The 23816-nt window shown below is 58.2% G+C and carries 18 protein-coding genes and 3 pseudogenes; 5 read left to right on the top strand and 16 right to left on the bottom strand.

Annotated features, from left to right (window positions below):
* Together NKH41_RS30510 and NKH41_RS30505 are read left to right on the top strand one after the other, a co-directional pair.
* On the top strand, positions 1-197 hold a 197-nt coding region (locus NKH41_RS30510), incomplete at its 5' end, for a hypothetical protein (RefSeq protein ID WP_352935382.1).
* A 713-nt stretch (positions 198-910) separates the two neighbouring features.
* Positions 911-1135, top strand: a pseudogene (locus tag NKH41_RS30505) (transposase domain-containing protein); the annotation flags it as partial.
* Positions 1136-1548: 413 nt separating this feature from the next.
* On the opposite strand, the gene NKH41_RS30500 reads toward NKH41_RS30505, so the two are convergent.
* From NKH41_RS30500 to NKH41_RS34280, 16 genes and pseudogenes are all read right to left on the bottom strand, one after another.
* Positions 1549-2904, bottom strand: a complete 1356-nt coding sequence (locus tag NKH41_RS30500; RefSeq protein ID WP_352935379.1) for a CapA family protein — start codon at positions 2902-2904, stop codon at positions 1549-1551.
* 122 nt (positions 2905-3026) lie between these two features.
* The gene (locus tag NKH41_RS30495; protein ID WP_352935376.1) at positions 3027-4415 is read right to left on the bottom strand and encodes an aminotransferase-like domain-containing protein; all 1389 of its coding nucleotides are present in this window, start codon (positions 4413-4415) and stop codon (positions 3027-3029) included.
* A gap of 32 nt (positions 4416-4447) precedes the next feature.
* Positions 4448-5881 (bottom strand): NAD-dependent succinate-semialdehyde dehydrogenase, encoded by a 1434-nt coding sequence (locus tag NKH41_RS30490; RefSeq protein WP_352935373.1) that lies wholly within the window; start codon positions 5879-5881, stop codon positions 4448-4450.
* A 246-nt stretch (positions 5882-6127) separates the two neighbouring features.
* A complete protein-coding gene (locus NKH41_RS30485) occupies positions 6128-7036 on the bottom strand; it encodes a dihydrodipicolinate synthase family protein (protein ID WP_352935370.1) in 909 nt (302 codons plus the stop codon).
* Between the two features lie 6 nt (positions 7037-7042).
* The gene (locus tag NKH41_RS30480; protein ID WP_352935367.1) at positions 7043-7888 is read right to left on the bottom strand and encodes an amino acid ABC transporter ATP-binding protein; all 846 of its coding nucleotides are present in this window, start codon (positions 7886-7888) and stop codon (positions 7043-7045) included.
* On the bottom strand, positions 7889-8542 hold the full coding sequence (locus NKH41_RS30475; RefSeq protein ID WP_352935365.1) for an amino acid ABC transporter permease: 654 nt from the start codon (positions 8540-8542) through the stop codon (positions 7889-7891). It lies immediately after the preceding gene.
* Positions 8543-8554: 12 nt separating this feature from the next.
* On the bottom strand, positions 8555-9526 hold the full coding sequence (locus NKH41_RS30470) for a proline racemase family protein (RefSeq protein ID WP_352935363.1): 972 nt from the start codon (positions 9524-9526) through the stop codon (positions 8555-8557).
* Between the two features lie 2 nt (positions 9527-9528).
* On the bottom strand, positions 9529-10272 hold the full coding sequence (locus tag NKH41_RS30465; protein ID WP_352935388.1) for a transporter substrate-binding domain-containing protein: 744 nt from the start codon (positions 10270-10272) through the stop codon (positions 9529-9531).
* A gap of 946 nt (positions 10273-11218) precedes the next feature.
* Positions 11219-12316 (bottom strand): annotated as a pseudogene (locus NKH41_RS30460) (IS4 family transposase); the annotation flags it as partial.
* Between the two features lie 24 nt (positions 12317-12340).
* Positions 12341-12496, bottom strand: a complete 156-nt coding sequence (locus NKH41_RS30455; protein WP_352935360.1) for an IS4/Tn5 family transposase DNA-binding protein — start codon at positions 12494-12496, stop codon at positions 12341-12343.
* A 398-nt stretch (positions 12497-12894) separates the two neighbouring features.
* On the bottom strand, positions 12895-13605 hold the full coding sequence (locus NKH41_RS30450) for an ATP-binding cassette domain-containing protein (protein ID WP_352935357.1): 711 nt from the start codon (positions 13603-13605) through the stop codon (positions 12895-12897).
* Entirely contained in the window at positions 13602-15437 is a 1836-nt protein-coding gene (locus NKH41_RS30445; protein WP_352935354.1) for a branched-chain amino acid ABC transporter ATP-binding protein/permease, read from the bottom strand. The genes NKH41_RS30450 and NKH41_RS30445 overlap by 4 nt, the downstream gene beginning before the upstream one ends.
* Before the next feature lie 11 nt (positions 15438-15448).
* Positions 15449-16300 (bottom strand): branched-chain amino acid ABC transporter permease, encoded by an 852-nt coding sequence (locus tag NKH41_RS30440; RefSeq protein WP_352935351.1) that lies wholly within the window; start codon positions 16298-16300, stop codon positions 15449-15451.
* Positions 16301-16374: 74 nt separating this feature from the next.
* Entirely contained in the window at positions 16375-17583 is a 1209-nt protein-coding gene (locus tag NKH41_RS30435) for an ABC transporter substrate-binding protein (RefSeq protein WP_352935348.1), read from the bottom strand.
* Between the two features lie 40 nt (positions 17584-17623).
* Positions 17624-18355, bottom strand: coding sequence for a cysteine hydrolase family protein (locus tag NKH41_RS30430; RefSeq protein ID WP_352935345.1), 732 nt, complete (start codon positions 18353-18355; stop codon positions 17624-17626).
* 1386 nt (positions 18356-19741) lie between these two features.
* Positions 19742-19947: pseudogene (locus NKH41_RS34280) on the bottom strand (IS110 family transposase); the annotation flags it as partial.
* Between the two features lie 227 nt (positions 19948-20174).
* On the opposite strand from NKH41_RS34280, the gene NKH41_RS30425 reads away from it, so the two are divergent.
* Genes NKH41_RS30425 through NKH41_RS30415 form a run of 3 tightly spaced genes read left to right on the top strand, consistent with a single transcriptional unit; the run spans position 20175 to position 23816 of the window.
* On the top strand, positions 20175-21275 hold the full coding sequence (locus NKH41_RS30425; protein ID WP_352935343.1) for a proline racemase family protein: 1101 nt from the start codon (positions 20175-20177) through the stop codon (positions 21273-21275).
* 50 nt (positions 21276-21325) lie between these two features.
* Entirely contained in the window at positions 21326-22552 is a 1227-nt protein-coding gene (locus NKH41_RS30420) for a metal-dependent hydrolase family protein (protein WP_352935340.1), read from the top strand.
* Positions 22553-22595: 43 nt separating this feature from the next.
* On the top strand, positions 22596-23816 hold the full coding sequence (locus NKH41_RS30415) for an ABC transporter substrate-binding protein (protein ID WP_352935337.1): 1221 nt from the start codon (positions 22596-22598) through the stop codon (positions 23814-23816).

Below are 23816 nucleotides of genomic sequence, written 5' to 3'. Positions count from 1 at the left end.
GTTTGGCCTTGCCCTTGTGCGAGCCGAGATTGATGTGGTTGTCTAATCGCGAGTGGGGCGTCAAGCACCTACTGCATACCTACTGCATAGAGACGACGCTGAGCGAGTATTTCGGCAGGAAGAAGAATTTGGCGTCGGCCTTGTGGATGGCGTTTGGCCTTGCCCTTGTGCGAGCCGAGATTGATGTGGTTGTCTAATCGCGAGTGGGGCGTCAAGCACCTACTGCATACCTACTGGATAGAGACGACGCTGCCGGGTGCACGGTTGTTGTTCGCGGTCGACAGGAGTCGCCGCATGATGGAGCTTCGCAGGACGAGCCTTCAATGTGGACGACCCACGTCGCTGAGACACCGGTGCAACCCCAGCAGCGGCGTGGCTCGGCTCACGTCCCGGCAGGGACGCCTCAGGCGTTCAACTTCTGAACGCTATCCGGTTTTTACGTTGCGGCTCCTGCATTCGGGTTAAAGAACTCGCCGGTTGTAACCCGTCTTCGTCGATTCGGCTGTACTCGTTGAGTGTATTAATGTTGACTGCCTGAATTTTGCTAAAGCGGCAGTAGTACAGACCTAGTTTATTTTCTGCGATGGCTTTCTATTGAGTATCCATCCGGCGTGTCGCGCCTTGTGTGGATGATGAACGACTGATCTTAAGTGTGCTCTTAAGAGCGCACTTAGGAGTGGTTGATGGGTCAGATCGCGTTGCTCACGGGCCCCGAACGTCGGCGCCGTCGGAGCGAGGAGGAACGGCGCCAGATTTTGGAGGAGGCGTTTTCGCCCGGAGGGAGGATGTGATTCGCTCGCGCCTGTGAAATCCGTCCCTGATACGCTTCCGTCCGACCTTGCTAGCGCCCATGCGATGATCTCGCCGAGCGGGCCACGCGCCTAGAGGCGGAGGCCGTTGCGGCGCGTGCTCCTCGACAGAAGCGTTGATCGCGTACCTCAAGCTGGAGATCGAGAAGCTGCGGCGCGAACTCTACGGCCGCCGCTCGGAGCGTAAGGAACGGCTCTTGGCGCAGATGGAACTGCAACTGGAGGATCTGGAGGCGTCAGCCACCGAGGACGAGCCGGCGGCCGAGAAAGCGGCGGCGCAGACGCAGTCGGTCAAATCGTTCGAGCGCAAGCGGCCGCAGCGCCGGCAGCGGACAAGACCGGCCAGCAGCGCGTCGCCATGCCTAGGCGCTCCGTGATGCCGGCCCGTGGTCACATTGTCGCTGACCATCTTGCGGATGGCCTCTGCCCGCTCCCAACTGAGATAGCCTTCATGGCTGTCCGGGATTAAGGCAAGCCATTCCTCGCGCGTCCTGCGTCGCGCCTGTTCGAACGATGTAGGCAGCCATTAGGCTTCGGCCTCCTGCATGTTCCACATCGGGAGTACATCTGGCATGCCGATGAGCCCAGTGAGCGTCTTGCGGCGCAGTTGGCTGAAATATTGGCGCAAAAAACCGTTCCCAACGCAGTTCCAGTACACCTTCTGCATCTTGCGGGCGAGCGACTTGCGTTCGTCGAGCGTTGCGACATCCGCCCATTTGGCCCGGAGAGCAGTGCATTTCTAATAAGAAATAGAGTTAGCCAAAACCAAATCGGCATATCTTTTCATTTCATTCATACGCCTTTTGAATTCGTGATCCTCTTCATGAGATCCCTCTTCGGTCAAGTGATCCTCGAGCTTTTCTATACGCACAACCCTTCTGGCGCCCTGATGAAACGCTTGATGGAATACCGGGACAGGCCTTATGTTCTCAATGAAAGTGCGGCTATTGCCGTCCATGATGCCTTTCGACAGCTTCATTTTCAGAACCAAGCCTAGCGACAAATGAGGCGCAGCGTTCCATTCATCGTAGGTCAAACCACCCAAAGAGTACGCGATGACTGCGGTGCGGTTCGGATCTCGCTTTGTGCGATAATATTCAACCGGCTGGATGACATGGGGATGATGCCCCAAGATTAAATCGACGCCCTGTTCAATCAAAGCATGGGCGGTTTCGATCTGCTTGGTTCGCGGGAAAAATTCGAATTCGTACCCCCAGTGTAGAGAGGCAACAATGAAGTCGCAACCTTCCCTTTTGCAGTCCCCGATTTGCTTGTTTAACAACTCGAATTCAGGCTCGACGTATTTTGAAACGAGCCTGGCCGTATGAACGCGATAGCTTTCGTTCACTGGTGGGTTGCGGTCGTTTAGGCTGAAGGTGGCGGATATAAATCCGACCTTGATACCTGCTTTCGTAATGATATGCGCGCGCCCATACTCCGCCGGGCTCTCTGGCGTTCCGATCCCAACGATATTATTGGCTGTAATGAGCTGCCGAGTGGTCTCAATGCCCTCAACTCCCAAGTCGAAGCTGTGATTGTTCGCAACGCTGAGCACGTCGAAGCTTTTGTCATTATGTCGGACCAGAGCATCAAACATAGCGAAAGAATTTCGCAAAATTGGACCCTTCGGGAGATCGCAGTTTTGGGTAGGGCAACTGTCAAATTTTTCCTTTGTTACCGGGGCCTCCAGATTTGCGAACGAGATGTCGACATCGAACAAGATGTCTCTAACCTTTTCGTAGATAATATTAGTGGAAGCCTCAATCCCGTCCATAGGCATCAAGTCTCCTGCAGCACTTAATGTAAGCGCACTCTCTTGCTTGAAACCAGCAGGCAGTCGGACGACGGATTTGTCGTTCGCAAATAGGGCATCGGGCACGTTGCTTTCGGCTTTGAGCGTCGGCCTTTCCAATTTGTAAAACCAATATGCAAGATCCACATGGTTCATCTCCGCGGCGTCGGTGGCCGCACCTGCAAGTGGAACGTCCCACTCGTGGGAAAGCATCGCCCTTTCGAGGATTTCTTTCGCCTTCATCTCAAAAGACGTTTCTGAGGTCTGACGCGTTTCATCGCTCGGCGGAAGTGCATTTCTCATCGCGCAGGTCCTTGTTGAATACAGATGCTCATCGACTTATTAACCAAGGCTGGCTCGCCAGTCTCTTGGAGTTGAGTTTCCTAATTGAGGCTGCGTAGATACTTCTATGCGATCGAGCTCGGTCACGCGACGGAAACGACGTTTGCTGGCCGGCGAGCAAGGATATCGCGCAGAATCTGCAGCACAGTAGAGAGTTCTTCGAGATTCTTCGGCGCACCAAGGCAGATACGGACTGCAGCGGGGTGAACCGCACCTACCGCCGAGGCAATAGGTGGTGTTACGAGAATGCCGTGCACTCGCGCAGCGGCGGTAAATTGATCGGCCGACCATTCTTTCGGCAACGGCAGCCACCCGTAGAAGGCTGGGAACTGCAATTTTGGGGCATTGGGAAAGACGTCAAGGAACACACGGTAACGCTCGATCGCCTGCCGGCGCCGCTCACGAAGCAGCTCTTCCAGCTTGCCGCTTTCAATCAGCCGTACCACGGCCTCGCTAAGCAGCGGAGCCACAAACCAGGCGGAGGCGTGCAGGAGGAGTTCGGCCTGAGCAATGTAGGCCGTCGGGACAGTCAATGTCCCGAGCCGGAAGCCAGGCGCAACGCATTTGGAGTAGGACGTGACGTAGAAGGTGCGGTCCGGTGCCAGCGTGGCGATCGGCAGAGGACGCTCGGGAAAGAAAAAGCCGTAAACGTCATCCTCGATTACGATGAGATCAAGCTCCTCGGCCAGTTCAGCGATGCGCCGGCGCCGGCCAAGGGTCATGGTGCGTGCCGTTGGGCTCTGGAGCGTTGGCATGCAATAGAGTGAACGCGCGCCGGACGCTCGACAGGCCTGTTTCAGTGCCTCTGGGTCTATTCCCTCATCGTCCATTGCCACGGGGATCAGGTTGAGATGGCTGGCTGCAGCGATAGCCTTGAAGCCAGAATAGGTGAATGCATCGACCAAGACGCTGTCGCCAGGCTTTGTCACCAAGCGCAGGGTGATATCGATGGCGTGCTGGGCGCCATTGCAAAGAAATAGCTGCTCTGGCTCGATAGAGAAGCTGCTATCGCACAGCGACTCGGCGATGATTTCGCGGTGGCGAAAAATGCCGCCATGGGGGTGGTATTCCAACAATGGTGCAAGCTCACGCTCGCGCGACACATCCCCGAACAACGCGGAAAGAAGCTGCGTTTCGCTTCCCTTTGCCGGAACGTTGAGCGCCAAATTGACTGGTTCATATCCTACCGTCGTGCCGTTCCGGACGGCAGAACGTCGACGGACGAACGTACCCTGCCCGACATGGCCGCTAACGATCCCGCGCTGCTCGGCCTCCTGATAGGCTTTGCTGACGGTGCCAACAGAAAGACCGAGCTCTCGGGCCAGGTCACGATGCGCTGGCAAGCGGTCACCGTCGGATAGTCGGCCAACGGCAATATCCTGCTCGAGGGCACTAACCAAGGCAAGGTAGCGCGGGCCCTCGGAGACGAGCTCCCTTGGCCGCCAGGCTGAAATCGTCCCCTCCAAGCTCATCACCCGCGCTCCTGTACCGTCCCATCTGATCCCTAGACATGTAGATGGCCGACATACTTTCTTACGGTGTAAGATTCCAGACCCTCGACGCCGCCTTCGCGGCCCCAGCCACTGTCGCCGATTCCGCCGAAGGGGGTCTCTGGAATCGTCACCACCATCTGGTTAACTCCGATAACACCGACCTCCAATTCCTCTGCAATACGGTTGGCCGTCGCGGAGGAGCGGGTGAAGGCATATCCGGCCAAACCGTAAGGTAAAGCATTCGCGCGCGCAAGCGCCTGTTCTATATCATCAACAGATTGTATCAGCGCAAGCGGGCCGAAGGGTTCCTCTGTCATGGCTCTTGCTTGGTCTGGAATGTCTGCCAAGATGGTAGGCTTGTACATCAGCCCGGGAGCCTCGAGTCGCTCGCCTCCGGCGATGAGTCGTGCCTGATGGGCAAGGGCGTCGCCGATAAGGTCGTCCATCGCAGCGACGCGGCGGGTATTCGCCAGCGGGCCGACCGTGGTGCCTGCCCTAAGGCCGTCGCCCACCACCTGCTTCTCTACGAACAAACGAGCGTGGCTGAGATATTCCTCATAAACCGGACGTTCGACGAAGAAACGTGTCGGGGAGGTGCAGACCTGGCCAGTGTTGCGGAGCTTGATGGCCATGGAGAGCTCAGCCGCGCGCTGTATGTCGGCATCTTTCGCAACAATCACGGGCGCATGGCCGCCCAGCTCCATGGTAGCAAGTGTCAGAGTCTCTCCTGCCAACTGAGCGAGGTGGCGTCCCACCGGGGTCGATCCCGTGAAGGAGATCTTGCGGATCACCGGTGAGCGAATGAGGTACTCGGAGACGTCTGCCGGTACGCCAAAGACCACGTTCAGAACGCCTTTCGGCAGCCCCGCATCGGTAAGTGCCCTCGCCAGTTCTAAAGTGGTGCCCGGCGTTTCCTCAGCCGGCTTGATGATGCAAGTGCAGCCAGCGGCAAGGGCTGGAGCGATCTTGCGTGCGGGCGTCACCGCCGGGAAGTTCCACGGCGTGAAGCAAGCGACCGGGCCAACCGGCTCCTGTGTGACCGTCTGGCGCATACCGGGCAGGCGCGCCGGTATGACACGGCCATAGCTGCGCCGCCCCTCTTCTGCGAACCAGTCAAAGAACTCCGCCGCGACGGTGATCTCACCTTTGGCCTCCGCGAATGTCTTGCCCTCCTCTAACGTCAGTACCGTAGCAATATGGTCCAGACGCTGGCGCATCAGGTCAGCGGCGCGGCGCAAGATCTGACCCCGCTCGTATGGCGAGGTGCGCTTCCAACTCTCAAAGGCGCGGCTTGCTGCCGCGAGCGCTCGGTCTAGCTCTGCCCTTCCGGCGTGCGGCAGCGTGCCAAGAGGCTCTTCTGTGGCAGGATTGAGAACTGTTTCGCTCCCGGAAATGGTCTCTTCGATCCATTCACCGTCGATAAGGAGTGCCAGTTTTGTATACATATTTTTTTCCTTAGACCGATTACATGCGCTCAGACGCCAGTGGATGGCGGCCACCGAAACAAATCCTCTGTGCCGAGCTAGTTCTGAAGCCCGTCGTTGACGTTGCAGCGGGTCTCAGCCTGCGTGCAGTGATTTGCCCATGGGCCGCTGGTTACCTCTACATCCGAACCTCAACGTCTTCCTTGGTGGGTTCCACCATGAGAACGTTGACCTTTTGGAGGTGAGGGATTCAGAATCAAATGCATGTCATCTCTCCTTAGGAGTGGCCCAACGGCCAAGACCGGCGTCGGCAATGATCTTCGCGATGGCTGTTTTCTGTTCCTCTGCCAGCGGCAGCAGCGGCAAGCGCGGGCCACCAGCATCGCGGCCAAGCTGCCTCATGGTCTCTTTGATGGCCGCGTAGTAAGCCCCCGACTGGAAGCACCGGTAGAGGGCGAAGACATCACGACCGAGGTCATCCAAGGCACTATCACCAGTGAGCGCCTTGTCCCAGAAATCGCGGATCAAGGGCCCGGCGATCTGGTGCGCCATGGCGACGACCCCATGGGCGCCAACGGCGCGGGCGGGCACGATCATGGTCTCGTAGCCGACGAACACGCGGAGCTTGTCACCCACGCGCTGCACAAGCTCACTCACCTGAGTTATGATGCCGGAGCTATCCTTAATGGCCACCACGGTCGGCAGGATGGAGAGTTGCTCCACCAGGGCCGGGGTGATGTCGATGCCTGCACGGCGCGGGCTGTTGTAGAGCATCAGTGGCAGGGACGTATTGCGGGAGATATAATTGAAGAAGGCCAAGATCTCCCGTGGGCTCGGCATGGCGTAGATGGGCGGCAGGATCATGCCGCCCGCGCAGCCCGCGGAAAAGGCGGACTGGCAGGCTTCCAGCACATCCTCGACACGCAGGTCGGCGACGCCGGCCAGCACGGGCACACGGCCTGCCACATGGTCAACCGTCAGTTTGTACAGGCGCGCGCGCTCGGCCCTGCTGAGGGCATAGAATTCGCCGGTGCTGCCAGCCGCTACGATGCCCTGCGCGCCATTGGCGATGGCATCGTCGATGAGCTCCTTGTACCGGATCTCATTGATGGAACCATCTGCTCCGAAGGGGGTGACGAGAACGGGGAAGATGCCGCCCCAGTTTACATCGGCCATGGTCTGTCATCCTTTGCTTGGAGATAGAGTTCGAGGTGTGGCTGCTGGCGCCACCAATGGACTGAGAAGGCGGGCCTGTTCCGTGAAACGCCCGACGAAAGCTGCGAGCCTGGCATTGGCGACCGACAGCAGGAGTTCGCGCGGGTCGCCGCTGGCGGCGATGAACCCTTGGTCCATGAAGATCACCCGATCGGCCAACTCATAGGCCAAGCCGATCTCGTGCGTAACGATTACCATGGTCATGCCGTCGGCGGCGAGCTGGCGGATTGCAGCGAGAACCTCGCCGATCAGTTCCGGGTCCAGTGCCGATGTAGGCTCGTCGAACAGCATGATGGTGGGCTGCATGGCAAGGGCGCGGCCGATGGCGACACGCTGCTGCTGGCCGCCCGACAGCTGTGACGGATATTTATCGCAGGCGTCAGTAAGGCCCATGCGGGAGAGGAGTTTGCGGGCCTGTGACTCAGCCTCGGCGCGGGGCACCTTCTTTACCACCAGCGGGGCTTCGATGATGTTCTGCAGCGCGGTGCGGTGGGGGAACAGGTTGAAGTTTTGGAACACCATGCCGGTCTTGACGCGTGCCGCGCTGACCTGCGCATTGGAAAGTTTCAGCCGTTCGGTCCCAAAGCGGCGTAAAAGAGGCGCGCCTTCGATGACGATCTCGCCCTGGTCGGGTTCCAACAACAGGTTCAAGCAGCGCAGCAGCGACGTCTTACCCGAGCCGCTGGCGCCAATCAGACAGACCACCTCCCCGCGGTGGACGTCAAGATCGATGCCGCGTAACACATGGTGCTTCCCGAAGGACTTCTGGATACCGCGTGCGCTCAGTACAACTTCCGTGGAGGTAGCGGTCATTTACGCGACCTCCTTGCGTTCCAGCCGGCGCGAAAGGGCGCTGAGGGGGAACAGGATGAGGATGAAGATGGCACCGATGACTGTGTAGACCTCCATTGGCCGGTAGGTGAAACTGGAAATGTAGCCCGCCTGGTAGAGTAGATCGGGGATGGTTAGGACCGAGAGCAGCGTGGTGTTCTTGAGCTGCATGATGGTTTGGCCCATAAGTGGCGGCACCATGCGACGCAGAGCCTGCGGCAGGATGATGCGCTTCATGCGCTGGGCGTAGCCCATGCCCAGCACCACGGCGGCGTCGGTCTGGCCGCGGTCGATGGACTGAACCCCAGCTCGCAGGATCTCGGCATAGAAGCCGCTGGCGTAAAAACCGAGGCCGAGAATGCCGGCTGTCTCCTTGCCGATCTCGATCTGAAGGAAGATCGGCAGGGCGTAATAGATCCACAGGAGCAACACCAGTAGCGGGATGTTGCGGAAGAACTCCACCCAGACTCGGCCGGCCCAGCGCGTTGGCCGCCAGGGAGCGAGCTGGAGCAGCGCCACGAAGAGACCGATCGCGAGGCCGATGGCGCAGGTATAAACCGTGTATTTCAGAGTAATGAGCAGGCCAAAGGCCAGGAGGTCCCAATTCTCAAAGACGATGGACGGGTCGAATTTCATATTGCTCTCCCTTCAGCTGGGAAGGAAGCCGGCTGGCAGCGGATCGTCCGCTTCCAGCACGAGGGTGGAAAATGCGCTGATATGTGCCATGCCGCGCACCTCCGGGATCACGGCGGGCTGGCCGTTACTGCCCCGAGCCAACTCCGCGACCTTCGCCGTGAAGGGCACGCCGAGGATGTTCTCGGCCCGATAGGGCGCGCCAATCGCCAACCCTCCGCGTGCGTGGAGCTGGGCCAGCCGCGCAGAGGTACCGGTGCCGCAGGGCGAACGGTCGAACTTGTTGCCTGCCAAAATTACCAGATGGCGGGCGCCGCCCTCGATAGCTTGGTGGAATAGCACGCTGCTGACCTGCGGATGGCCGCTGGCGGCGTTAAGCGCCTCTTTAATGGCCATGCCGGCGCGACACCAACGGCTGGCGTGGTCGATGCCGAAGGGAAGATCGATCTGGTTCGCATCGACAAGGGCATACAGGATGCCGCCATAAGCGATGTCGCAGGTCACCGTGCCGAGGCCCTCGGCCTCGACGGTTACATCGGCAGAGGCGAGGTAGGAGGGCACGTTGCGCAGCACTACTGAGGTCAGCCGGCCGGCCTCGAAGGTACCGGTCACGTGGACGATGCCCGCCGGCGTCTCGATGGACATGCCATTTGGTTCGAAGCCTGCAGGAAGCGCACCCATAGCGGCCAGGCTAGCGATGTAGCCGATCGTGGCATGGCCGCACATGTCGGCGTAGGCATACGAGAAGATGAAAAATAGCCCCTGATCTGCCTCGCGGGAAGGCACGGGCACAGCCGCCGCCATGGCGGCATGCCCGCGCGGTTCGTGAAGCAGCAGCTTCCTCAACCCATCGTGGACCGCGCGGAAATCGTCCCGCTGTTCGCGCACGCTGTGCCCGCGCAACGGAGGAATGCCTGCGGTGACCGTTCGGGTGGGGTGCCCTGCGGTATGGCTGTCGATGACGGTGAAGAGGCGGCTCGAGCGCATGCTCAGCAGTACTTTCCGGACTGGGGAACTACCTTCATGTCAATGCCACGCTCGAGCATGTAACGGGTGATTCTCGAGCAGGCGAGACCCAGGGAATTCTGCTGTGACATCCAGTTCGCCAGGAAGTTGGAGAACCCCTCATTGCCGGCTTCGCGACGAATGCCGATCGTCGCCGGGTTGCGCAGCACCGGCATGGGTACCACAGCCTTGCCGATGCCCTTGGAGTGAAGCAAGGCGGCGTCCTGGTCGGCAATGATCACAGCGTCAACCTTGCCCGACTGAAGTTCCAGAATAGCTTGATCGCGCGTGGGAACGACGACGATGGTGGCGTTAGGAATGACCGACTCGGCGATGACCTGCATAGCGGCGCCCTTCTGCACCGCGATGCTGGCCTCCTTCGTGTCGATCTCGCGCCAAGTCTTCGGCTCGAAGCCAGGACGGGCAACGAGCGCCCAAATGCCCTCGACGATAGCACCTGGTACATAGTCGACGACGAGACCGCGGCGAGGGTTTGGGTTCAGTGCCACAGCGAGATCAATCTTGCCGGCCTGGAAGTCCGCGGCGAGATTGCCCCACGTGGTTTCATAGTATTCGATCTCAACGCCCAGCAGACCAGCGATATCCTTTCCCCAGTCTACGAAAAAGCCGCTCCATTCGCCGGTGCGGGGATCCTTGATGTAGCCCGGCTCCTCCGCGAGCATAACCGGAAACTTCAATCTGCCACTGGATTTGATGCGATCGAGCACCAACGAGGGATTCTCGGCTCGTGCAGGCACGAAGGCCGAGCCGAACAATGTAGTCGCGGCAATCACGGCCGCGGCAATTGCTCTTATCCAAAGATTCATTGAAATCTCCGTTGCTCCCACTTTGCAATATGGCATTTTCCGAATGGATTATATCATTTGTATGGGCAGCGCAAGACCAACCTTCCGCTTACCTTTACGACACGTGATATGGTGCGCAGGAGTCCAGCGACGCGCAACGATAAGGTTCTCCATTCGCCCGCTAGGCAAGCTGGCCAGTCCCCGCACCCCGCCCAGTGTCTGTCTGATCGCAAACGCCATCTTCCTCGCAGCCTGGGCCCATCAGCGGAGCACTCTGACCGCTTCCCTAGTCTGCAACCTCGTCGCGGGACGAACACCGCGGCGCTCCTGCGCGCCAGATCGCTGCTATAAAAGATTCAGCTCCAGACGAAGCTTGTCCGCTGCGTTGCCTTGTGAAGATGATACGGTTCAGTCGAAACTTGAGCTGATCCATTTCAAGAGGAGGATAGTGAAACGCCGTGTCGGCGACACCTTCCGGGGATGCTGACGATCTGGGAGCCTGCCGATGCGTTACCAAACTGGCTTGGATCGCCGGCGAGATGCTGGGCTGATCCTCTTCACTCCAACGACGACGACGCTCAGGCCTGGTCAATAACGTCACATGGCTCATGCTCTGCTGCTAACTACGCTCGTAAGGACAACCTTAAGAGCGCAGCTCGCTATCGTGCCATGCTCGCGCAAGGCGGCCCTCGCCGGCTTTCGATTACCCACATCGTCGGCTTGATCCAATAGAGATGCCGAAGGCGATGTCGTGCAAGCGGGTCATGCCGCGCCAGACGACCATGTTGCCGGGAGGCGGATCATGTTTGCGGGCGAGATAGCCGCCAAGCATGGCGATTTGCAGCAGGTAGGCGGCGAGCGTGGGCCGTTAGAGACGCGGTCGTGTTCGGGCGGCGTCGATCTGGTCGAGCGCAGTGATCTCGGCGAAGGTGAGAACGCTGTCGGGCGCGGCGTCTGGCTTGGCGCGCGCCGACATAGTGACGAAGAATATTCGCCAGCTGACCACTGCGATGAGAGCGAGGAACTTCGCCAGCCTCTCTGCGGTCTCGAGCCTCGCCTCCTCGGCGCGGCAGCCGGACTTCATGAGCTTGTGGAACACCTCCGCCTTCCAGCGCAGAGCGTACCAGCCGAGCTTCTCGACCGCCACGGAGAGATCTTCGACCGGCAGGTTGGTTACCAGCTTCCAGTCGATCGGCTCGCGACCGGCCGGCGGATCCTCTTCGAGGGCATGGATGTATGTCAGAACCTGCGGACTGTAGCGCTTCTGTTTGCCCACGGGCGGCAATGTGTTGATGGCGGCGAACTTCACCCGCAGCCAGGTCGTCTCGTCCTGATCGATCGTAATGCGATGACGTCCCGCCCAGGGCGCCGCCGCAAGTTGGGTAAAGACGCGATTCGCAGGATCGTGTGGGCCAGCATCGGCAGGCCGCTCGGCGAGCCTGTTCGTCTGCACCCGCACGAGGAAGCTGGTACCAAGGTCCTGCGCGGTGCAATAGAGCTCGTAGATGTCGCTCTCCCGGTCACCCACATGCACACAGCGCTCGGGCGCGCCCACGAGCGCGATGGACTGACGCAGGTTCTCCAGCCAGCGGTAGCTCTCCTTCGTCTCGATCGGCACGCGCGTGGGATTGATGTGCCGCTTGAGCGCGAGCGTTCCCTTGAATTTCGTTCGGGTCCAGAACTTCACTGCCGTCAGACCGAGGGGCGTGCCGGTGAGGGTGACGGCCAGGCTCGAATGCATCAGCACCCCGCACAAGGTCAGCACGTTGGGCTGCCCAGCCTTGTAGCGCCCGGCGTTGATGGTCTTGGTGAAGCCGATTTTGCCCGGCTGCGCGCGGCTGTAGATAAATTCGGTCGTGTCCTGCAGGATAAGGATCGGACCTTCGTTCGCCGCAACGCGGGCCGCAGTCGCGGCGAAATGGCCGGCGAGAACGCTGTGTTCGGTCACACGCGGGTTGTCAAAGAAGCGGTAGGCCGCCTTCGCCGCTGCTCAGTCGCCACAGGCGGCCGGGATCGGCTTGCCCGGCGCTGCTGACAGCTGATCCAGCAACCGCTGCAGGCGGCGGACCAGGCGCTTGTCGGGAAGGGCCGCCGCGCAAAGCTCTTCCTGCCAAGCGGCTTCGCTGCTGCTGGTCTTGTCTCGCATCCGTGACGCCTCCGTGATTCGGCGTCACGGACAGAATCACAGCAGATTCATACGCGGCAATAGGCCCGCCGACGATGTGGGTAATCGAAAGCCTCGCCGGAGGCGTACCCTCATCCGCGAACGCCCTCGTCACATCACAATCGATTCATCGATGACAGGACCTGCTCTAGTTGCCGGATTTGCTGTCGCGACGTCCCTGCAGTGTTAGCGCCTCGCGAGCGCGCCAGTGAGCATCATCGAGGACGACGAACGATCGAGCAGGCTATCTGAACGATACCGACCAATTCGCTCGCATTTCGGCAATCGGCACGAGGGCCCACGCCGTTTCTTCATTGTCAAATCGGCACGGATATCACGATCAACCGATCAACGCTGTGGCGCTCTTTATCATGAACTTATCAAATACTCAGATGCTCGGTGATACGATCGATTGCACCTGCCTCAGCGAAGCTGCCTTCGGCTCGGATATCCCCTCGCTCCATCAGGCCATAACGCGTGGCAAATCCGGCTACGAAGTCAACGTTCTGCTCAACCACCAAGATGGTGGTATTCCGCTCGGCGTGATCACGCATGAGAACGTGTCGAACCCGATCAACAGTGAGCGGCTGAAGCCCCTCCGTCACCTCATCCAGGAGAACAAGCTTGGGCTTGGGTAGAAGGGCTCGTGCAACCTTGACCATCGCCTGCTCACCGCCGCTCAAAGTCCCTGCGCGCTGGCGCGATCGATTGGCAATGAAGGGGAACATTTCGATCACACGATCCCGACCACTGCTAAACTCATCCTTGCTCAATGAGAGGCTACCAAGCCGAAGATTCTCGTCCACAGTTAGATCATTGAAGAATGCCTTCTCCTGAGGAGCGCAGGCGACCCCTGACGTTATGATCCGGTGCGTCGGCATACCGGCGACCTCGTCTTCAAAAACCTTGATGCTGCCCGCCATCGGCTTCAGAACGCCCAAAATGGTTTGCAGCAGGGTGGTCTTTCCCGCCCCGTTCTTTCCGATCAGAGCGTAGATGTCGCCGACCCTGATCTTCAGCGTGACGTCGGACAGCACTTCGACTGCGCCGTATCCCGAATGGAGATGGTCACAGCTCAGGACCGAACTCATTTCAATTTCTCCTTGTGTGACCGGCCAAGATACGCATTGCGAACGATCTCAGAGTTCGAGACTTCCTCGACGTTCCCGTTTGCGACAAGCTGCCCGTTAACAAGGACGATAATGCGCGTGCTGATCCGTTTAACGAACTCAAAGTCATGCTCGATCAGAATGATCGCCAGCTGACCTGTTGCAACCAGCCGCGTCAGGACGTCGCCGACCATAGACCTCTCATGCGTCGTGAGACCTGCCGTGGGCTCATCCAGAATGAGGACGCTGGGCTCCAGTGCGAGAACCATTGCCAGCTCAAGTGCCTGTCTCTGGCCATGGCTGATGTCTTTCGCCGGGGTATTCCAGACATGCTTCAGCCCCAGGGACTCCACGACCTCCGCTGCACCACGAGGAAGGATTACCTTAGTGTGTCGATTCCAAACGCTCGGGACTACGCCCTTCCAGGTGGCAATTTTGAGGCATTCACCAACCGTAAGGGCCTCAAAGATACTTGCGGCCTGGAACTTGCGTCCGACGCCTAGTCTCATGATGACCTCAGGCGGATTATGCTCAATCGACTTGCCATCGATAAGGATGGCTCCGGAGGATCTCTCATCACCATCAGTGATACATTTGACGAGCGAGGTCTTTCCGGCACCGTTTGGACCGACGATGCTCAAGAGCTCACCACGCTGCACTGTGAGAGACACATCTGTGAGCGCTTGGAAGCTGCCGAACGCCTTCGACACGTTCGACACGTCGAGCACCGTCTGGCCTGTGATGCTCGACATTGCCGGCGGCCGTGTTTCGAACAATGTGTCTGTACCCGCATCGGTGTTTCCCATGAACTTCGTATGCCCAACCACGGACAAAGCCGACTTGATGCCGTCCCATACAGCTGGCAAAACGCCACGCGGAAGGAAGAGGACTACAAGAACGAATGTCAGTCCAAGCAGCCCCTGCCAGTACAATGGAATGGTCGTGGTGAGTTGCGGCGTGGCGACGGTAATAAGGATCGCGGCGAGTGCTGGTCCAATAATGGTGGCTCGGCCGCCCAGAATAACCCAGATCAGAACATTCGTCGCAGCCGTCATCCCGAAAAGCGAGGGAGCCACAACTGTCGTATAGAGGGAATAAAATACACCGACAGCCGCGAGAAGCGCATTGCAGACGGTAAGCACCACCGTCTTGATCAGGGGTGTTCTGATACCGATGTAGCGGCACCGGCCTTCGTTGTCCCGGATCGCCTTCAAGACAAGACCGAAGTCACTGCCTACGATTCTGAGTGAGGCACCACCAAAAACCAACAGGCCGATGCCGGCGATCACATACCAGCTCTGATTGTTGAGCGAGATCGTGGTAAAGCCGCTCAGGCCGTTACTGCCTCCAGTGGCTACGCCACCGTATAGCACAGCCTGCCCGAACAGGACGGAAACTCCCAATGTCACGACCGCAACATAGAACTCCGAAAGTTTCGTCCGACTGTGGAATGCGAGCCACCCGATCAGCGCGCTCAGCAAGCCTGCTGTAATCATGGCCGCGGCCAGTGCCGCTGCTGCTGTTGCAGGGGATGGTGAGACGTGGACGAACAGCATGCCTAGTGAATACGCACCGATGCCAAACATCGCTGCCGAAGCGAACGTAAGGATTCCTGAGAACCCCCAGACAATGTCGGTGATAAGTGCCACCGTCCCAAAAATGAAGGCCTGCACCAATAGTCCCGATGAATAGCCGCCGAGAACCAGGCTGGGTGCCAACACAACGAAGGAGGCGAAGACAGCCCCAATTTGCGACCACGATATTCGCCGCAGTGGCGAAGCAGGTGTATCCGAGGGACGATCAACCGCGGGCATCAATCGGGCTCCTAGCGCGTTCTTAGAAATGAGCTGATACCGTCCGGAAAGAGACGTAGCAGCAGTACCGGAATTGCGATCACGAGCAGGCTCCCCACGACAGGAGCCACAAAGTAGGTCGCCAGCACTTGCGCTGCGGCCAATCCCACGGCACTCAGCAGCAGTGCTGGTAACGAGATTCCAGCAGCCAGGACCACCATGAATGCTGTAACCACCCAGGGTGTACCCATATTCGGGTCCACACTGGACATCGGTACAATGGCTGCGCCGGCAAATGCCGCAAGGGCGCTGCCGAGGCCAAACGTAATTGAATTCACGCGGCTCGTATTTATGCCAAGGGTCCGTGCCAAAGCCGGATTCATAATGACCGCGCGCGCGATCATGCCGACGTCGGTGTATCGGGCAATCAGTGTCAAACCGATCCCAAGCGCCAGCGCGACTGCGATTGTGAAGATTTTGTACGGGGATACGAAAACGTCGGCGATCTGGAAGGGATCACCCGAAACAATTTGATCGACGAAATGAGTAGATCGACCAAATTGATCCGAAATGATTTGTATAATGATGATCGCCAAGCCCCATGTTGCCAGAATCGTGTCAAGGGGCCTCCCGTAAAGCCTGCGCACCATAAGCAGTTCCACAATCAGACCTAAGATGAAACCGACGGCTGGAGCGAGTAGGAGAGAGAGCGAGGGATTCCAGCCGTTCTGCGACACAACGACTGCGGCATAGCCGCCTATAGTCAGGAACGCACCATGTGCAAGATTCACGACACCCATGATGCTTAGGACGATGAGGAGCCCGACGGATACAGTGAAGAAGACACTGGCCGTGGTGACGACATTCAAGGCATGCTCGAGCATGATCTATCCTTGCAGTTCGGTCCAGGAGGGGGCCAGCCGCACAGGCACGGCTGGCCTGACTGAGGTTAGCTGACCTATTTCGGCATTCCAAATGCCGGCTGGGGATCGCACTGGTTCGGGGGCTGCTGCACGCCGAGCGACTCCACGACCTCAAAAGTTCCCTCCGCCGTCGCCCGTGCAATATACACCGGCATTGCCGCATGCCTGTCTGGCGTCAAGCGAATTCTGCCCTTTGGGCTGCCATCGAACTCGACTTCTGACAGCGCCTTGAGTACCGCTGACGTCTCTGTTGTTCCGGCTTTGTTAACGGCCAGAGCATAAAGGTGCACCGTATCATAGGACGGCTCAGAATAGATTCCCTGGGCCTTCATATTGCTGCCGAACTTCGCCTTAAGCGCAGAAAGGTATTTCTGATTCGCCTCGCTTGGATCCGTCATGAAGTAGCTTGCAACCATGTATGTGCCTTCAGCAGCACTGCCGACGGCCGCGAGAGTATTATCATCGAGCGAAAAGTTGCCGACGACCTTCAAAGACTGGATAAGGCCAGATGATCGCGCCTGCTTGAAGAAGGCGACGTTGTCAGGACCGCCGCCCAATCCCGAAAGGAGAGCGTCGGCGCCAGAGTTGCGGATCTTGGTGATGATCGGGCTGTAGTCGGTCGTATTGTAGGGGGTGAACTCCTCTGCTACAATTGCGAGATCAAGTTCCGGGCCAGCCTTCTTGATCATCTCGTTTACGATGCGTCCATAGTTGATGTCACTAAACAGGGCGAAGATCTTGGAGGCGCCCTTGCTTTTCAAAAACTCAAGATAAGGTACCAACTTCTGGGGCTCAATCTCGCCAACGGTGTAGAGAATGGGTCGGCAGTCCCCACCCTCGTAAGCATTGGCGTAGAGCGCAGGGATATTTGCCTTCTCTGCCACGGGCAGAACCGCGACCCGAGCAGCAGAGGTTTCTCGGAAGATAACTGCGTCCACCCCGTCTGAAACAATCTTTTCCCAGACTTGGCGTGCGAGGTTCGGATCGCTGCCATCATCTGCGACCTTCAACTCCAGCCTGCCCCCAAGCACACCACCGGCCGCATTGACTTCGTCAACCGCCAATTGAGCGCTTTGCAGTCCGGCTTCACCAATGAGACTTATATTCCCACTGAGTTCTGTAACGAAACCTACCGTCGTGCCTACTTCGTTTGTTTGAGCTTGAGCATACGCGTACAGCCCCATCGCACTGGCGGCCAGAAGGCCTAGGCGTAACGCATATTTCCTCACCGCAAAAAACCGCATTGGTTTATCTCCTCCCTTAATCCGGTGTTGTGGCTTAGGTTTACATTCGGTTGATCCAATCAGCCGACTCTATTTTCTCTAGACATTGACGACCATCCGAACCCCTCCCCTGTATCTCCTGAACAACTTGGTCTGTATCTTTCACAACGCAGTAGGCGGCCTGCAGGATCTCAAGCGCAAAACGCTGATGCTCCTCACTCATTGCCGCGCATGCGTCGCTGACGAGGACCACGTTGTAGCCGCGATCGCCAGCATCCCGGACCGCCGTTTCGACACAATAGTTTGTGTTCACACCAGTGACGATCAGCGTATCAACGCCGAGATTTCGAAGGATCTGATCGATGGCGGTCGAGTTGAACACCCCTGAAGCGCCTTTGGTCAGCACGATCTCGTTTTCCAAAGGCTTGACTTCGTCGAGAATCTCGCTTTCGCGAGAGTTCGCTGGAGCAAGCAAGTTCAGCCTCTTGTGCTCGATGCTGACATCACGGCAATCCTTCACGAGGGATGCGATGCGTGGATAGACGACCTGGACCCCGGCATTGCGGCAAACATCGAGCAGTCTTTGTGTATTTGGAATGACTACCTGTTCGATCTGCTGGAAATAGTACTCGTACCGATGGGCCACTCCAAGACGCTTGGCCTCTGCTCCCATGCCGTAATCCCGATGGGCGTCCAGATATTGCATGTCGACGATCACCAGTGCGGTCTTTTCTGGGACTATGTCGAAATTGATTGTTTTCAGTACTCTAGCAAAGACTTCAGAATCGCTCATGGTTTCTCCTCCCGCGAATCTTTTCTAGCCTCATAGTCTCAAGCTGCAATTTCCTTTTAACGAGGATGACTCGTTCAATGATCGTAACGATCGATCCTTTCCATTGTCCCGGTTAGTACGTTCAGAATGTCGCTGTAAGACAACGCAGCGGGGCCGGCTCATCAGGTTGACCAGTGTGACCCTTTAAGGCGCATCTGAATCGGTCGGAAACAGCCACTAATTCGTGGTTGTCGTCGCCGCCGATCGCCCGCACTCTCCATTCTTTCAATTGATGCATATCATTGTTGCAAATGCACCATACCATCTATGCGGCGCAGCGCAAGACAAATTTAGCGTCTAGGCGCAATAACTGCTCTATCGCAGCGATATGGAGAGAGCAGGACACTCGAGACGTTTGACGCGCGACGACGTCGCAGACCAAGGCGGCGGCCATGGGCGGGCCGCTGATTCCGATGTGGCCGCGCCCTGACGAACAGGATGGCGGCACTAACGCCGCAAAGCTGGTGACAGCGCCGCCCATACGCTTCTGGTGCGTCTATGGTCATGACCTTCGAGACATTCCGCCACCGCGACAAGATCCCGAATGGTCGGGTCGGCCTGAGCGAGATTGGGTAGACTTTACGCGGCTGGCTCGCAATTGTTCCGATTGGTATCCGCTCTTGGATATCTGCGGCCTGCGCGGCTGCCTCACTGCTGATCGCGATGCCGTCCATGATCCAGCAGCGCCAATGGTCGCCTCCTTTTCGGTCTGAAGGGTACGATCTCGGCGCTTGAGCTGCATACGATCCGAAGCCGACTGGCGGCCGGTCTGCTTGCCAAAGCCGAGCGCGGCCAGCTTGCACTCACGCTGCAGGTGGGCTTGGTGCGCGATCCAAGCGGGGTGGTGGTCAAAGGTTCAGATTTCGCCGTTCAGGAGCGGCTTGGCTTGTGTTTGAGACGTTCCTGAAGTTCCGCACCGTCGCCACAAGATCATGCCTGTGATGAACGATCGTGGCCATTGGCTCTGCCGCGCCGCGATGGGCATGGCAAACGGCACCGAGCACGAGCGACGGTCTCGGCGGTGGCGGCAATCCTGAAGAATCCCCGCTTATGCCGGTGCCTTCGTCTATGGACAACCCGTCTTCGTGCCGCCACCGGTGAAGGCGGTCCGCCGGGAAAGATGCCGCGGCCAAGCGATGAATGGCGCATCGTCGTGAAGGGCCGGTACCCACCGTACATCGACCGGCCAACCTAGCGGGCACGAAGACTGGCCATCGTCGCGCCCCGGAGCCGAACTGCGCGCAGGTCCACCGGGAGCGGAAGCGCAAGGATGTGACGCTGCAGGTTCTGTGGACGAGTACATCGAGGGCCACCACGACGGCTACGCTACCGCTACAACCGTTAGCTACGGCCGGGCTTGAGCATGAATGCGCTCACCTGCTGGCAATTGTCGCAGCTCGTGCTCGGAGGAGATCCCGTATGGACTCGTAGCCTTCATCGGGAGCCCACACCGCGTCAGATCGCCGGCGCGCATAGTCGGGCGAGCGAGACAGCGTCTCGGGTTCGTTTTTTGGGCCTATCCCAGGCTTCCTCAGTATCAAGGATGGAGCAACCCAATATTCCGCCAACGCTCGTCCTCTTGGTGACGATGGGCTCGGCCCGCCCGAGCAACCCTCGGACGCACTCAGTGTAGGGCGAGCCACCTCACCGGCAGAGGCGGACAGACGGTCTTACGATGGGTCGCCGACCCTGACTTTCCCACCACAGAACGGGCAACAAAGAATTGTCTTGTGCCGCTCTCTTTTGATGATATAGTTCATTTAAGTTTTGAGATAACTCAATGGGAATGAGATCGACAGCTATGCATGCGAGCCGTCTTTCTGCCGTCATTAATTCCCAGACCGCCGGGCACCCGACGCCCGTAATTGCGGCGGGTATCCCGCCTCTGCGGGGACAGGGAGTCCGCGAGCACCGAGGCGATTTCCGGAGCCGCAATGATGGTTTGAGGGCGCCGTCGCTTCACGAACCGCGCCGGCATGCCGGCATGGCGGCGGCGGTGCCCCTGCCCTCCCGTGTAGCGGACCCGAGGCTGTATTTTGTCTCCTCCCATTCTTACGCTGATATGTGCGGTCATGCCACGATCGGTTACATCGCCAGTCTGGCAGCCGTCTGCGCCTTGCCTGCTAGCTTCGAGCAGAACGGGATGTCAATTGAGACGCCGGCGGGCATCTTTCACGTGAACGGCGCGTTTGAAGCCGGTCGCCTCAGCGCTGTCGTTCTCCGCAGCCTACCCTACTATGTGCCTGCCGCCGACGTTGCCGTCGAGCGCGAGGGCGTCGGCACCGTGAGCTACGACATCTCCTGTAGCGGCATCACCTACCCTCTGGTAGATGACGACAAGGTCGATCTTCCGTTCGACATCATGCATGCGAGCCGCTGGTGCCGCACCGGTATGGCCATCAAGGAAGCGATCAACGCAGCGGGCGGCCATCCGCTGGTGGACAGCGTACTGTCCTACCGGGCGATCAAAGGGGGTGCGCGTCACCTAGTGGTCCTTGCCGACAACAAATTTGCCCGTTCGCCTTGCGGAATTGGGACCTCCACGCGGCTTACGCAACCCCACGGCCGCGGCAAACTCGCGAAGGGGCCTTCCTACCAGGCCGAGAATATCCTTGGAGTTCCCTTCGCTGCCAAAATCTTAGACCTGGGGCAGAGTAAGGACGGCCGCCACAATCCTGGAGGTGCGCGGCATGGCCCACGTCAGCGCGTTTTCGGCCGTTTGGGAAGGAGACGACCCGATTCCCACCGGTTTCCTGGCCAGCTGACGGAGCGAGCCATGAAGTTCGATCCCTCTATCGTTCTGAACGACTGGGCCATTCGGCGATCACCAATGTCCATGAACAGAAGTGATTCGCGTCTAGTTCAATTCAGTTTCGAATAGGTTTCTCCTCAGCCCCAGCGCTGTCTGGTGCTTCAACTAAGGTGGTCATGATGAAAAGCTACTTGCTCAAAAATGCGCGCTTGGTCGACGGCAGCGCGGCCGAACCTAGTGAGCCAATTCAGGTGCTTGTCGAAGGCGGCAAGGTACGGGAGGTCAGCAAAAACATTTCCGCCTCCGCAGACGAGACGATCGATCTGACTGGTAAGGTCCTGATGCCAGGTTTGATTGATTGCCACGTTCATACGATCGCAGCAGGCGCGTCATTCGCAAGGAATGCGGAGCTGCCTGACTCCTTGGTAACCGCACGTGCCACGCTCGTATTGCGCGGCATGCTTATGAGGGGCTTCACGACTGTTCGTGATGCTGGAGGAGCTGATTACGGGTTCAAGTGCGCTGTAGACGAGGGGATCTTCCTCTCTCCACGCCTTGTGATCTCCGGTAAGGCTCTAAGCCAAACTGGTGGGCATGCGGATTTCCGCGGCCGTTTCAACAGTCGACCAGAAGTGCAGTACGGCTTCCCGCTCGGCGCCCTCGGCCGCGTTTGCGATGGGGTCCCGGAGATTCGGCGCGCAGCTCGCGAGGAGATCAAAGGCGGAGCCGACTTCATCAAAATCATGGCGAATGGTGGAGCTGCCTCACCGACGGATCCGATCCACTTTCTTGGCTTCTCTCGAGAGGAGTTGCTAGCTGTGGTAGAGGAAGCCAAGAATGCTGGCACCTATGTGGCGGCCCACCTATACACGGATGAAGCGATTCATCGGGCGATCGAAGCGGGCGTCCATTCACTGGAGCACTGTAACCTGATCCGCCCGGACACGGCAGAATACGCAGTGGACCAAGGCTGCATTGCAGTTCCAACACTCGTAGCTTTCGAAGCGCTCGCCAGCGAGGGCGCCAGCGTTGGCTTTTCGCCCGATTCACTTGCAAAAGTAGAGGTCATCCGGTCTGCGGGAATGGAGTCTCTAACCATCATGAGGGACGCCGGCCTGCCCATGGCGTATGGCAGCGATCTTCTTGGGGAATTGCAGCGCCATCAGTCGGAAGAGTTCGTTATCCGTGGAAGCGTACTTCCGCCTCATGAAGTTATCGCTTCTGCGACATCGGTGGCAGCAAAACTTGTCCGCATGGAAGGAAAGATTGGCACGGTAGCCCCCGACGCCTTCGCCGATCTTATCGTCATTGATGGCAATCCACTCGACGACCTTTCTCTACTGACCCGTCAAGGACAGCACATGTCGCTTATTATGCGCGAGGGGGTGATCGTAAAGAGGAATTGACCGGAAATAACGCCTAAGCAACCCAAACCAGAGGATTTGCTCCATGTTGAATCGCAGAGAAGTAGTTGCAGCCATGGCTAGCGCGACGTTGTTCGCCTCTATGCGAGGTGTAGCAGCGCAATCGAATGATACCTTCCGCATCGGCGCCTTGAACCCGATTACCGGCGTGGGCGGGGCCTACGGAACCGGCATGCAAAAGATGATCCTTGCAGCGGCTGAAGAAGTGAATGCTGCGGGCGGAGCCGGTGGCCGCAAACTCGAGATCTTGGCTGAAGACGATCAAAGCCAGCCTCAAGCTGCGGTGCTTGCCGCTAAAAAGCTCCTCGAGATCGATAAAGTACAAGCCCTTATCGGAATTTGGTCTTCGGGTGTTGCGCTTGCAACAATTCCGCTGACGAACGATGCTAACGCTATCTTTATGACCTTCGGTGGCGCGCCGGAGATAACTAGTCCCAAGGTGAATCCGAAGAAGCTGGTATATCGATTTAACACAACAGGCGACGGATTCGGCAGGGCGTTCGCCGAAGTTTGTGCGCGAGAAGGTTTTAAACGGCCAGCGACGATGGCATACAACAATGCTTCAGGTATCGGCATCGTCGAAGGTTTCAAAAAAGCTTGGGAGCAGAAGGCCGACAAGGTAGTCGAATCTGTAGTCTACGAGCCGAACCAGCCAAGCTATCGATCCGAGCTTCAGAAGGTTCTTGCTTCAAAGCCTGACGTCATCGTCATGGGGTCCTATGTCACGGACACAACGATTATTATTCGTGAGTGGTTTGAGACGGGAGAAACGCAGAAGTGGCTTATTCCGGGGCATGCCGTAAGTGCAGATCTGATCAAAGCGGCCGGCCCGGAAGCCAGCGAAGGATTAATGGTGGTGAACTCGATCTCCAATGAAGCTTCGACGGCGTTCAGCATTTACGATGCTGCTTACCGCAAGGCCGTGCAGGAGTCTGGGGCAAATAATATCATGGCTGCGGCAGCGTGGGACATGCTTATCGTGCTGGCCTTGGCACTAGAAGCCGCCGGCCCAAATGCTGACATCATGGCTATTAACGCAAAAATCAAAGAGATCTCCAATCCACCAGGCAAGCAGGTTTCGAGCTTCGCTGAAGGGAAAGAGGCACTTAGATCCGGCAAAATCAACTACGAAGGCGCTTCATCAGCGATCGACTTCAACGAATTCTCAGACGTTATGCCCGATTTCGATTTCGCTGTGATCTCCAAAGGTGAGATCGCCAGAAAATACGTGATAAAGATCCAATGA

The sequence above is a fragment of the Mesorhizobium sp. M1169 genome, from assembly GCF_040318345.1.
Lineage (GTDB): Bacteria > Pseudomonadota > Alphaproteobacteria > Rhizobiales > Rhizobiaceae > Mesorhizobium.
The sequence above is the reverse complement of the archived record's forward strand: the minus strand, read 5'-3'. Positions and strand labels throughout refer to the sequence as shown.